Origin of the sequence: Microbacterium limosum, assembly GCF_036324365.1 — a bacterium.
Lineage (GTDB): Bacteria > Actinomycetota > Actinomycetes > Actinomycetales > Microbacteriaceae > Microbacterium > Microbacterium limosum.
Genome location: NZ_CP137080.1, coordinates 1,475,769 through 1,487,739 on the forward strand (window position 1 = coordinate 1,475,769; position 11,971 = coordinate 1,487,739).

12 protein-coding genes are annotated in these 11,971 nt (G+C 70.4%); 7 read left to right on the forward strand and 5 right to left on the reverse strand.

Going from position 1 to position 11,971, the window contains the following annotated elements; translation table 11 throughout:
• Positions 1 to 162: 162 nt before the first annotated feature.
• Positions 163 to 582, reverse strand: coding sequence for a hypothetical protein (locus RYJ27_RS07145; protein WP_330169681.1), 420 nt, complete (start codon positions 580 to 582; stop codon positions 163 to 165).
• 543 nt (positions 583 to 1,125) lie between these two features.
• Here RYJ27_RS07145 and RYJ27_RS07150 point away from each other — a divergent pair.
• Both RYJ27_RS07150 and RYJ27_RS07155 read left to right on the forward strand, forming a co-directional pair.
• Positions 1,126 to 1,443, forward strand: a complete 318-nt coding sequence (locus tag RYJ27_RS07150) for a hypothetical protein (protein WP_195691657.1) — start codon at positions 1,126 to 1,128, stop codon at positions 1,441 to 1,443.
• Positions 1,440 to 2,489, forward strand: coding sequence for a zeta toxin family protein (locus RYJ27_RS07155; protein ID WP_195691658.1), 1,050 nt, complete (start codon positions 1,440 to 1,442; stop codon positions 2,487 to 2,489). Before RYJ27_RS07150 ends, RYJ27_RS07155 begins: the two co-directional genes overlap by 4 nt.
• Positions 2,490 to 2,812: 323 nt before the next feature.
• Here RYJ27_RS07155 and RYJ27_RS07160 read toward each other — a convergent pair whose 3' ends face one another.
• On the reverse strand, positions 2,813 to 3,472 hold the full coding sequence (locus tag RYJ27_RS07160; protein WP_228178110.1) for an arsenate reductase ArsC: 660 nt from the start codon (positions 3,470 to 3,472) through the stop codon (positions 2,813 to 2,815).
• A gap of 5 nt (positions 3,473 to 3,477) precedes the next feature.
• On the reverse strand, positions 3,478 to 4,155 hold the full coding sequence (locus tag RYJ27_RS07165) for an arsenate reductase/protein-tyrosine-phosphatase family protein (protein ID WP_195694251.1): 678 nt from the start codon (positions 4,153 to 4,155) through the stop codon (positions 3,478 to 3,480).
• A gap of 47 nt (positions 4,156 to 4,202) precedes the next feature.
• On the opposite strand from RYJ27_RS07165, the gene RYJ27_RS07170 reads away from it, so the two are divergent.
• The 3 genes from RYJ27_RS07170 to chrA are packed head-to-tail and all read left to right on the forward strand — an operon-like array spanning position 4,203 to position 7,528.
• Positions 4,203 to 4,898 carry an aquaporin gene (locus RYJ27_RS07170; protein WP_195691660.1) on the forward strand — a complete coding sequence of 232 codons (696 nt, stop codon included), beginning with the start codon at positions 4,203 to 4,205 and terminating at the stop codon, positions 4,896 to 4,898.
• Complete coding sequence (locus RYJ27_RS07175; protein WP_195691661.1) at positions 4,895 to 6,277, forward strand: FAD-dependent oxidoreductase; 1,383 nt, start codon at positions 4,895 to 4,897, stop codon at positions 6,275 to 6,277. The genes RYJ27_RS07170 and RYJ27_RS07175 overlap by 4 nt, the downstream gene beginning before the upstream one ends.
• A gap of 33 nt (positions 6,278 to 6,310) precedes the next feature.
• Complete coding sequence (gene chrA, locus RYJ27_RS07180) at positions 6,311 to 7,528, forward strand: chromate efflux transporter (RefSeq protein WP_195691662.1); 1,218 nt, start codon at positions 6,311 to 6,313, stop codon at positions 7,526 to 7,528.
• 23 nt (positions 7,529 to 7,551) lie between these two features.
• On the opposite strand, the gene RYJ27_RS07185 is transcribed toward chrA, so the two are convergent.
• Entirely contained in the window at positions 7,552 to 8,277 is a 726-nt protein-coding gene (locus RYJ27_RS07185) for a VIT1/CCC1 transporter family protein (protein ID WP_195691663.1), read from the reverse strand.
• A 109-nt stretch (positions 8,278 to 8,386) separates the two neighbouring features.
• Positions 8,387 to 10,297: a heavy metal translocating P-type ATPase gene (locus RYJ27_RS07190; RefSeq protein WP_195691664.1), complete on the reverse strand. Its 1,911-nt coding sequence runs from the start codon at positions 10,295 to 10,297 to the stop codon at positions 8,387 to 8,389.
• Positions 10,298 to 10,438: 141 nt separating this feature from the next.
• Between RYJ27_RS07190 and RYJ27_RS07195 the strand changes: the two genes are divergently transcribed.
• Both RYJ27_RS07195 and RYJ27_RS07200 read left to right on the forward strand, forming a co-directional pair.
• Positions 10,439 to 11,440, forward strand: coding sequence for an IS481 family transposase (locus RYJ27_RS07195; protein ID WP_195691665.1), 1,002 nt, complete (start codon positions 10,439 to 10,441; stop codon positions 11,438 to 11,440).
• A gap of 9 nt (positions 11,441 to 11,449) precedes the next feature.
• Positions 11,450 to 11,968: a gamma carbonic anhydrase family protein gene (locus tag RYJ27_RS07200; protein WP_228178109.1), complete on the forward strand. Its 519-nt coding sequence runs from the start codon at positions 11,450 to 11,452 to the stop codon at positions 11,966 to 11,968.
• Positions 11,969 to 11,971: the final 3 nt, after the last annotated feature.

Sequence of the window (11,971 nt, forward strand, 5' to 3'; positions counted from 1 at the left end):
GGCACGACGATGACCGTGGAGGCGAAGCGGATTCGATTGGGATCGCCACACGCGCACGACGAAGCCGCGACACGAGTGACACTCGAGGGTATCAGAACGGCATGGCCGCGCGCAGGCGCGAGCGATCCCGCCGGCCGCCACCGAGCGGGATCGCCGACGGGCTCAGCGGTCGGTGACCTCAACGGTGAACTGCAGGGGCTGGATGCCGCCCTGCGCGTTCGTCATCGTGACCTCCGTCGCACCGGCGGAGCGCGCCTCGATCCCGGGGTTGAAGACGGCGCTGCCGTCCTCACGTCCCTGCACGAAGACGGCCACGGCGGTGTCGGCCACCTCGCCGGTGTAGCTGTCGACGGCGAGGTCTCCGGTGTCGATGTTCAGGACCTGCCCGACGACGAGGTCGACGGTGGCGCCCTGGAGGTCGCCGGCATCCATCGTGACGGGAGCGATCACGGGCGTGGCGGGGCTTTCACTCGGTGCGGACGAAGACGGGGAACCGCTGGGGGTGGTCTCCCCCGCGCAGCCGGCGAGGGTCAGTGCGGCCGCGACGACGAAGGCCGCGCCGATGAGCTTTGCTGTGTTCACGTGGCCAGTATGGCAGGGGGCAAGGAACCGTCCCGGGCATCTGTGCACAGTCGGCGCGTCCGGTCCGTCGCCTACCGGCGAAAAAGAAGAAGCCCGGCTCGCGAGAACCGGGCTTCTTCTGGTGTTGTGACCCCAGCGGGATTCGAACCCGCGTTACCGCCGTGAGAGGGGAATAGGCTCCCCCGGAACTGCGTGCCCGACCCGGTTCTGCCCTGTGTTTACTGGGGTTCCGCGTGCGTCGAGTGCGTCGCGGAAAGTCCTGTCGTCAGCGTTCGTTGCCAAAATGTTGCCACGTTTGCGCCCCTCCAGAGGCGGGTAATCCTGGTGCCTCTGCGCGCCTGCCGAGTGTGCCGAGTAGCGAACTCACGTTCCCGCGCCTGACCCGCTCTACCAGCTTGCGGGGTCGTGGCGGATGCCGCAACACCACGTCGCTGCGCTCGGATGTTGCACCCTCCGTCCCGACCCGCGAACAGCAGGGAGCGGGTCCGGGGCGGGAGCGGACCGGGGAGGTAGAATGAGCAACGACGAAGCAGAGGTGATCCCATGAGCGTGACGATTCCGAGCGCGATCCCGGCCGAGTCCCTGCGCGCCTGGTACGACGACGAGCCCCGCGTGAGCGATGTGGCCCTCTACGACATGACCGCCCAGGGCGCGACCACCCTGGCCTCCGTCCTGATCGAACGGCAGCTCGCCACGACCGACGAGCGCGAGCGCGAGTATTGGGCCGCGCGGGTGCGCCTGGTGAACCAGCAGCGCACGGCGCTGGACCCCGACGACCGGCTCGGGCTGATCGCCCAGCAGCAGGCATGGCTCGATGAGATCGACGCCCTGACCGGCCAGGCGAGCCGCCGGATCGCGTGACCGAACCCGTCGCCTCCGACGAGGCGCGGCTGCGGCAGGTGTTCGACGCCACCGCGCGGCAGGCGATCTTCCCGCCGGTCCCGACCGGCGACCGGCTCCTGGTACTGCTCGGCGGCCAGCCCGCCGCGGGCAAGACGAGGGCGCAGGCGGCGATCCTCGCGGAGCACCCCGAGCTGGTGTCCATCACCGGGGATGACCTGCGCGCCTACCACCCCGGCTACCGGGATCTCGCGGTGAACGACCCGCTGGCGATGCCGGCCGCGACCGCGCCAACCTCCAGCGGGCTCATCCGCCTCGCCCTGGACCATGCGATCGAGCACGGCTACCCGGTGCTGCTGGAAGGCACCTTCCGCGATCCAGCGATGGTCATCGACACCGCGGCCCGGTTCGCGGAGGCCGGTTACCGGGTCGAGGTCGTCGCCGTCGCCATGCCCGCCCCGGTGTCGCGCCTGGCCGCGGAAGAACGGTTCCTGCGCGCCCGGCGCGGCGAGGTCGGCCGCTGGACCCCGCCCGAGGCGCACGAGACGGCGCTGGCCGGCTCACCCGAGGTCGTGGCCGCGCTGGAGGCCCTGCCCGCCGTCGCCCGCATCCAGGTCTACACCCGCGACCGCCGCCTCTACGACAACCGCCGCACCGAATCCGGCGCATGGGAGCACGAGCCCCACGCGGCCGAGGTGCTGCGCAGCGAGCAGACCCGAGAGCTCACCCCGGTCGAGGCCGTTGCCTGGCTCGCGGACTACGGCGCCGTATTCGGCGCCGCTCACGCCCGGCGCGGCTACCTCAGTCCGAGGACCGCGTCGGCCTACCGGCGGCTGCAAGACGACGCCGCCCGCATGATCGAGCTGGCCGCCTCCGACCCCAGTGCCGACGTGCGGGCGCTGGAAGAGCAGCAGACCCACCGCCGGATCGCACTGAAGGTCGCCGTGCCCGAGCCGCCGGGGATCGTCGGACGGATCGGGCAGACCCTTCGGCGCTCACTCCCGCCCTATCGTCCAGCTCCGTCGCGTGACGCGCCCGGTAACGAACCACCGAGCATCGGACGCTGAGAAGACGCCTATCGTTCCCCCACTCACGACGACGACGTGGGAGTAGAACTGTTCGACACCCCTGTCCCCGCCGGATCACGAAAGCACGTTCTGGCCCGTAAAACACGGGCGAGTCGCCGGGTGGCCGCGTGGACAACTCCCTCAGGATTCACGGACCTACGCGGTCGGTAGCACATGAGAACGAGCCTGCCGAGACGCCGCCAAACCCGATACCCGAGTCTGCGCGATCGCGCCGGATGTCACAAGCCGGTTCGGGCATTGCGGCCTCCGCCCCGACCCCGCGACTGGCAGGGAGCGGGTCCGGTGCTTGTGGAAGTCGACTGTCAGGCGCGGGAGGGGACGCCGAGTTCGGCCAGCAGGTTCAGCACGCGGCGCTCGATCTCGTCGCGCACCGGCCGCATCCCGTCCGGGGTCCAGCCCGCGGGATCGGGTAGCGTCCATTCCTCGTACCGCTTGCCGGGGAAGATCGGGCAGGCGTCGCCGCAGCCCATCGTGATCACCGCGTCCGCCGCCCGCACGATCTCGTCGGTCCAGGGCTTGGGGAACTCGCCGGCGATGTCGATGCCCCGTTCGGCCATGACCTGAACGGCGACCGGGTTGATCTGCTCGCCGGGCTCGGAGCCGCCGGACCAGCCGATCGCCCGGTCGCCGGCGTGGTGCTGGAAGAAGCCGAGGGCCATCTGCGAGCGGCCGGCGTTGTGGACGCACAGGAACAGCACGGTCGGCGTGCCCGTCAGGTGCATCCCGTCGACCTTGGCGAGCGCGCGCAGCCGCTGCCGGGCGAACTTCTCGGTCAGCAGCGGCAGATAGGTCGGCACCGTCGCACGGGCGGCGAGGTCGGTGTAGGAGGCGTGCAGGAAACGGTCGATCGTCTCCCGCCCGAAGGTGCCCTCGAACTCCCGCGTCAGGCGCTCGGCGCTGGTGGCGAGGCCCGCTTCCTGGTCGATGGTGATCGTCGCGTGGCGCTCGTGCTCGTCTGGCATCGTCGTCATCCCTTCGTCGTGGTCAGCCGGGGCGCGAGGCTCTGGATGCGGGCGGCGATGTCCTCGAACGCCGCGTCGAAGGCGGCGTCCGTCCCGTCGCGCACCGGGTCCGGCACCGACCAGTGCACGCAGCCGGCGTCGCCGAGTTCTTCGTGCGCGGTGTCGCACACGGTCACCACGAAATCGTCCGCGCCGAGCACGTCGTCCAGCGCGCGCGGGGCGCGGGCTCGCAGGGTGAGGCCGTGTCGGTCCGCGGCGGCGATCGCGCCCGGCTCGATCTGCGCGGCCGGGTGCGTGCCGGCCGAGGCCACCGGGATATCGCTGCTGCCGTGCCAGAGCGCAGCGGCGAGCTGGGATCGGGCCGAGTTGCCGGTGCAGACGAACACCACCCGCCGCACCCCGAGCATCGGGGAAGGGGTGAGGCCGTCGAGCGCGCCGGGCGCGAGGTGGAGGTAGGTGCGGCGCCGGTCGGCCTCCGACCGCGTCCGCACGATCAGCCCTGCCTGTTCGAGCTGGTTCAGGTGATGGGCGAGCAGGCTCGATGAGACACCCAGCTCGCCTTGCAGCTCGACCGGGGCGACATCGCCCAGGGTGAGCAGGTCCACGATCCGCAGCCGCACAGGATCGGCCAGCGCCGCATACCGCGCGACCCGACCCGCAAGGCAAGTTTCCTCAATGTTCATTACCTCAAGTTTGACTGAGCGAACCGGATTCGTCAAGATGGGCAGCGATGAACACCACCACGACCGAGGCCGTCCCGCTGTGGCGGCGTGCTGCCGCTGAGCTGCTGGGCGCCGGCCTGCTGGTGACGGTCGTGGTCGGTTCCGGCATCGCCGCCTCGCGTCTCTCGCCCGGCGATGTGGGCTTGCAGCTCCTGGAGAACTCGATCGCCACCGCGCTCGGCCTGACCGTCCTCATCCTGATCTTCCAGCCCGTCTCCGGCGCGCACCTGAACCCGGTCGTCACCCTCGCCGACCGCGCCCTCGGCGCACGGCACGGCGGCGGCGAGATCGCCGTCTACGCTGGCGCTCAGATCGTCGGCGGCATCGGTGGGGCGCTGCTGGCGAACCTCATGTTCGCCGTGCCGGCCGCGCTGTCGGTGACCGACCGGGCGGCACCGGGGCAGGTGCTCGGCGAGGTCGTCGCCACCGCCGGGCTGATCCTCACGATCTTCGCCCTGGCTCGCACCGGCCGCGCGGCGCTGGTCGCCCCGGCGGTCGGTGCCTACATCGGCGCCGCGTACTGGTTCACCTCGTCCACCTCGTTCGCCAACCCCGCCGTGACCATCGGCCGGATCTTCACCGACACCTTCGCCGGCATCGCCCCGACCTCCGCGCTGTGGTTCCTCGCCGCCCAGGTCGTCGGCGCGGTCGTCGGCGTCGGGCTTGTGTTCCTGCTGTTCCCGAATCGAAAGGCCCAGCCATGACCCATCTGATCGCCATCGGCGGCTCCGACGCCGGTATCTCCGCCGCGCTCCGTGCCCGCGAACTCGACCCGACCACCGACGTGACGGTGGTGGTGGCGGACGAGTACCCGAACTTCTCCATCTGCGGCATCCCCTACTACTTCACTGGCGAGGTCGCCCCGTGGCAGTCGCTCGCGCACCGCACGAGCGCTGACTTGGAGGCCACCGGGATGCGGCTGCGGCTCAACACTTTCGCCACGGGCATCGACGTCGCCGGGCAGCGGCTCACTGTCCGCACCCCGGACGGCATCTTCGAGGATCTGGCCTACGACGAGCTGATCGTCGGCACCGGCGCGCTCCCGTCCCACGCCGGCATCGCCGGCCTCGATGCGCTGACCCCGGAGGACGGGGTGCATGTCATTCATTCGATGGGTGACACTTTCGCCCTCGACCACGACCTCACTACCCGGCAGCCGCAGTCTGCGATCATCGTCGGCGCCGGCTACGTCGGCCTGGAGATGGCCGAAGCCTTCATCACCCGCGGGATGCAGGTCACCCAGCTCCAGCGCGGACCCGAAGTGCTCTCCACCCTCGACCCCGAGCTCGGCGCCCTCGTCCGCGACGAACTCACGACGCATGGCGTCGAGGTCGTCACCGGCTCGACCGTGACCGGGATCGAGAAGACCCCGGTCGGGCTCACCGTCACCGGCACCCGCGACGGGCAGCCCTTCGCACAGACCGCGGACCTCGTGCTCGTGGTCGTCGGGGTGCGGCCGAACACCGAGCTGCTCGAGCAGGCCGGAGCGAGCCTCGGCGCGGGCCGCGCCGTCGTGGTCGATGAGCACATGCGCACCGGGCTCCCGCACGTCTGGGCCGCCGGCGACGGCATCATCACGCATCACCGCCTCCTCGGCGCGACCTATCTGCCGCTGGGGACGACCTCGCACAAGCAGGGCCGCATCGCAGGAGAGAATGCTCTCGGCGGCGACCGAGCCTTCGCGGGGTCGGTCGGCACCCAGGTCGTCAAGGTCTTCGACCTCGTCGCCGCCCGAACCGGCCTGCGCGACCACGAGGCGATCGCCGCCGGCTACGCGGCAGCAACGATCACCGCGGCCGCGGACGACCACAAGCGGTACTACCCCGGTGCCCACCCGATCCACTTCCGCATCACCGGGGACACCGGCGACGGGCGTCTGCTCGGCGCGCAGCTCGTCGGGCGGCGCGGCACCGAGGTCGCCAAGCGGGTCGACACCTTCGCCACCGCCCTCTATGCCGGGTTGACCATCGGGCAGTTCGATGACCTCGACCTCTCCTACACCCCGCCGCTCGGCTCTCCGTGGGATGCCGTGCAGCTCGCGGCGCAGGCGTGGTCGGCCGCGAATGCCAGGGTGCTGGTCTAGTGAGCGTCAAGTGACTGGGGCAGACTGAGCGCGATGAGCCTTTCCCCCTCGACCGGCGGGCGCCGCCACCCCGGCACGGTCGGAGAGGTGTTCCTCGTGTTCCTGCGCCTGGGACTGACCTCCTTCGGCGGCCCGGTCGCGCACCTGGGGTACTTCCGCGAGGCGTTCGTGGAGCGGCGCAAGTGGCTGGGCGACCGCGCCTACGCGGACCTGGTGGCGCTGTGCCAGTTCCTGCCCGGCCCCGCATCCAGTCAGGTCGGCATGGCGATCGGGCTGCAGCGCGCAGGGTTCGGCGGGCTGCTGGCGGCGTGGGCGGCGTTCACCCTGCCGTCGGCGATCCTGCTGGTCGCGTTCGCCTACGGGGTCACGGCGCTCGGTGACCTGTCCGGCGCCGGATGGATTCACGGGGTGAAGGCCGCCGCGGTCGCGGTCGTCGCCCACGCCGTGCTGGGCATGGCGAGAACCCTCACCCCGGACGCGAAGCGGGCCACGATCGCCGTGGCGGGCATGATCGTCGTCCTGCTCGTCCCGAGCGCGTTCGCACAGGTCGCCGTGATCGCCGCCGCGGGAGTCGTCGGGCTGGTGTGGCTGCGCCCGCAGGCCGCCACGGCATCGGAGTCGGAGCCATTCGTCGTGCGGGTGCCTCGCTGGGCCGCGATCGGGAGCCTGGCCTTTTTCGTGATCCTGCTCGCGGGCCTCCCCCTGCTCGTGTCCGCCACTGAGAACGGGGCGGTACGCTTATTCGACGTGTTCTACCGGGCTGGGGCACTCGTGTTCGGCGGCGGTCACGTCGTGCTGCCGCTGCTGGAGGCCGGGACCGTGCAGACCGGCCTCGTCGACCACGACGTGTTCCTCGCCGGCTACGGTGCCGCGCAGGCGGTCCCCGGTCCCTTGTTCACCTTCGCCGCCTACCTCGGCGCCGCGACTACCAGCCCGCCGTCCGGGCTGCTCGGCGCCGCGATCGCGCTGGTCGCGATCTTCCTCCCCGCGACACTGCTCGTGGTCGGGGTGCTGCCGTTCTGGGACCGGCTGCGTCGCGCTCCACTCGCGCAGCGGGCGCTCATGGGCGTGAACGCCGGCGTGGTGGGGATCCTCGCCGCAGCGCTCTACACGCCGGTGTTCACCGAAGGGGTCACATCGGTCGCGGCCCTCGGGATCGCCGCCGCCGGGTTCGTCGCCCTGACCTCGTGGAAGGCGCCGGCGTGGGCGGTCGTCATCGCCGCGGGCCTCATCGGCTGGGCCGTACTGTGAGCAAGGGGTGAGTCCGCGCCGCCTCAGCCGACGACCGTGCCGAACAGGGAGCCGACCAGGAAGGTCGCTCCCAGGGCGAGCGCACCGCCGATCACCAGGCGCACCACGGCCCGCCACCGATGAGAGCCGCCGATCCAGGCCGCGACGTATCCGGTGACCGCCAGGGCGAGGAGCACGGCAACGAAGGTCCACACGATGCGCGCCGGGTGCGGCAGCAGCAGGATCGTCAGCAGCGGCAGCACGGCGCCGATCGTGAACGCGATCAGCGAGGCGAAGGCGGCGTGCCAGGGGCTGACGACGTCCTCCTGGTCGATGTTCAGCTCGAGCGCCAGGTGGGCCTTGAGCGCGTCGCGCTCGGTCAGCTCCGTCGCCACCAGGCGGGCGGTTCCGGGGGTGAGGCCCTGCTCCTCGTAGAGCCCGACCAGCTCCTCGAGCTCGACCTCGGGATCCTCCTCCAGCTCGCGCCGCTCCTTCTGGATGAGAGCCCGCTCGCTGTCCCGCTGGCTGGACACCGAGACGTACTCGCCGAGCGCCATTGAGATAGCCCCGCCGACCAGGGCCGCGGCCCCCGCCAGCAACACTGGCGTGACCTCCGCTGTCGCTCCGGCGACACCGACGACGACCGCCGCCGTGGACACGATCCCGTCGTTCGCTCCCAGCACTCCTGCGCGCAGCCAGTTGAGTCGCTGCGCGAGCCCCGTTGCGTGAGGCTCGCCGGAATGCCGGTATGGAGGGGATTGCGTCGTCACGGCTCCTCACGGTAGTTCGGTAGTTCTCCTGCCGCCAGGAAGGAGAGGCAACCCTGCACCTCGGCTCTTCGCCCGCAGATTCCAGTCGTGGTGCTCGGGTTTCAGAGCGTCACACGCGGTGCGAGTCGGACTCCGTGTCGGATCGGCGTGACGGCGGCGGTGCGGCAGCGGGGAGTCCGCTCGGCGGGCCGCCCAGCGCGCGGAGCGCGTAGAGGATCGTGGCGAGGTCCACGAGCTCCTGCGTGAGAGCGCCGGCGACGGCGGGGATGGCGCCCGTCATGGCGATGACCATGAGGACCACGCTGAGACCGATGCCGAGCCATATCGCCGTCAGCGCGACGCGAAGCGTGTGCCGCCCGATCGACACGGCGTCGACCACCTTGCTGAGCGAGTCGACAAGGATCACCACGTCAGCGGCATCGCCGGCCGCGGTCGCGCCTTTCGCGCCCATCGCAACGCCGATGTCGGAGGCGGCCAGCACCGGGGCGTCGTTCACCCCGTCGCCGACCATCATCACGGGTCGTGGATGCAGGTCGGCCGCGAGATGAACCTTCTCTGGCGGAAGGAGCTCGGCATGCACCTCGTCGATCCCGGTCTGCCGCGCGATCGATTCGGCTGTCGCACGAGTGTCTCCCGTGAGCATGACGATCCGTTCGACACCGTTCGCGCGCAGCCACGACACCACCGCGACGGACTCCGGGCGGGGATCGTCGGCGAGCACGAGGACGCCGGCGAACCGGCCGTCGATGGCGACGTAGGCCGCGGCCTCGCCCGTCGTCAGGTCTGCGCGCACCGTGTCGGCCGCCACTGACGCGACGTAGGAGGGCTTCCCCACGACGACCGTTCGCCCCCCGATCACCGCGGTCACACCATTCGTGGCGACCTCACTGGCCTCCTCGGCCGCGAGAAGGTCGATGCCGCGCTCGACCGCGGCCCGGCGGATGCTGTCTGCGAGCACATGCGACGAGTACTGTTCAGCAGACGCGGCGAGCTGCAGCAGTTCGCCCGCCTCGAAGCCGCCGACAGGGCGAACGTCAACGAGGGTCGGCTGGCCCTGCGTCAGCGTTCCGGTCTTGTCGAAGGCCGCGGACTGCACTCGGGCGAGCTGTTCTACGACACCTCCGCCCTTCATGATCACGCCGGCCTTCGCGGCCCGCGAGAGCCCGCCGAGGAACGCGACCGGTGCAGCGATCAGCAGCGGGCACGGCGTCGCTAGCACCAGCACCTCAGCGAAGCGCGTCGGATCGCCCGATACCGCCCACGCTATGCCGGCCAGGGCGAGCGAGACGGCCGTGAAGGGGATCGCAAACCGATCCGCGAGCCGCACGACGGGCGCACGCGAGTCCTCCGCGGCACGCACGAGCGCGACGATCTGCTGGTACTGACTGTCCGCGCTGCGCCGCACCGCCCGGATCCGCACCGCCCGGTTCCCGTTGATAGCGCCGGAGAGCACGTCGCTGCCCGCCTCACGAGTCACCGGCAGACTCTCCCCAGTGAGCGACGATTCGTCGAACGTGCCGCTCTCGGTGAGCAGGATGCCGTCGACCGGCACGATCTCGCCCGGCCGCACCAGCAGCACATCATCGATCCCTACGTGCTCGACCGCGACATCCTGCACCTCGTCCGAGTCCGACGCATGCTCGTGAGTGAGAACATGCGCGGTGCGCGGCGATCGGTCCAGCAGCGCGGTGAGGTCGCGCCTGGCCCGCCGGGCGGCGAAGTCCTCCAACGCTTCACCGCCGGAGAGCATCAAAACGATGATGAGCGACGCGATGTACTCGCCCACGGCGAGGGTTGCGACCATCGCCACCACCGCGAGGATGTCGAGCCCGACATGCCCGCGAAGCACATCACGCACCATCCGAACCAGCGTCCACACGACGAACGCTCCGACGTAGGCCGTCGCCGTCCACCGTCCCACCGCATCCGCTCCGACGGCGTGGAGGACCACGACCGCGGCGAGCACCACGACGGTGACCGAGATGATCGGGTATCGCCACAGCGGCCGCAGCAAGCGCATACGTCTCAGCCTTGTCGACTGCTGCACTCGCCGCTAGCTGTACTGCCCAGGGAGGTTGTTTGATCTGGCTTCCCTGATGTGACGAGAACCTCCCGGCAGAGTGGAGCTGCTACCGCATCCGCTCTGAACCAGGAGGTTCTCGTGTCTCACGCTAACGCGGCGCTCACCCCGCGCCAAAGGCTCCGTCTTGCACAGAAGATCGTCGACGAGGAGTGGACGGTCGCCGCGGCGGCGGACTACTTCCGTGTCTCCTGGCCCACCGCCGCGAAATGGGCGCGACGCTACGTCGAGCTCGGTGAAGCGGGGATGGCCGACCGGTCCTCGCGCCCGCATGCGCATCCGAACAAGACCCCGACGCACCGTGTGAAGAAGATCGTGCACCTGCGGATCCGCAAGCGCCTGGGGCCGGTCCAGATCGCCGACCGCGTCGGGATGCCGGCCTCGACCGTCCACGCGGTGCTGAAACGGTGTCGACTGAACCGGCTCTCGCATGTCGATGTGAAGACCGGGGAACCCGCCCGCCGGTACGAGCACGACAAGCCCGGCGCGCTGATCCATGTCGACGTGAAGAAGCTCGGCAACATCCCCGACGGCGGCGGCTGGCGCTACGTCGGACGGTCCCAAGGCGACCGCAACCGAGCAGTCACGGCCAAGCGCACCGGAAAGCGAGGCATCGCCGGCGACATGGTCACCGGCACCGCCTACGTCCACACCGTCATCGACGACCACTCCCGCGTCGCTTACGCCGAGATCCACGACGACGAACGCGCCGAGACCGCGATCGGCGTCCTGCAACGGGCCGTGTCCTGGTTCGCCGACCGCGGCGTCCGCGTCGAACGGGTCCTCTCGGACAACGGCCCCGCCTACCGCTCCCACGCCTGGCGACGCGTCTGCGCCGAGCTCGCCATCACACCCAAGCGCACACGTCCTTACCGTCCGCAGACGAACGGGAAGATCGAGCGATTCCATCGCACTATGGCCGACGGTTGGGCCTACGTGAAGCACTACAACAGCGAATCAGCCCGCCGCGCAGCCCTGCCCGCCTGGCTGCACTTCTACAATCACCACAGGCCCCACACTGCGATCGGGAAGCTCCCGCCCATCAGCCGGATCTCAAACAACCTGCCTGGGCAGTACAGCTAGGCTGGCGGAATGCCGGTCATCCTCCCCTTCGACGGGCACGAGCCCGACATCTCCGCCGACGCCTGGGTCGCCCCGAACGCGTCCGTGATCGGCAAGGTGCGCATCGCTGCAGATGCCAACGTCTGGTTCGGCGCGGTGCTGCGCGGCGACATCGACGAGATCGTGCTCGGCGAACGCAGCAACCTCCAAGACAACGCGGTGATCCACACCGAGGCGGGCAACCCGACGATCATCGGCGCCGACGTCAGCATCGGCCACGCCGCCGTCGTGCACGGCTGCGTCGTCGAAGACGGATGCCTCATCGGCATGAACGCGACCGTGCTGAACGGCGCCGTCATCGGCGCGAACTCGCTCGTCGCCGCGGGGGCGGTGGTGCTCGAGGGAACCGTCGTTCCGCCGCGATCGCTCGTCGCGGGCATCCCCGGCAAGGTGCGGCGGGAGCTCACCGACGAGGAGGTCGCCGGGCTGCTCGGCAACTCCGCGCGCTATGTGCCGCGGTCGAAGATCTACCGCGCGGCCGAGGTCTAGAAG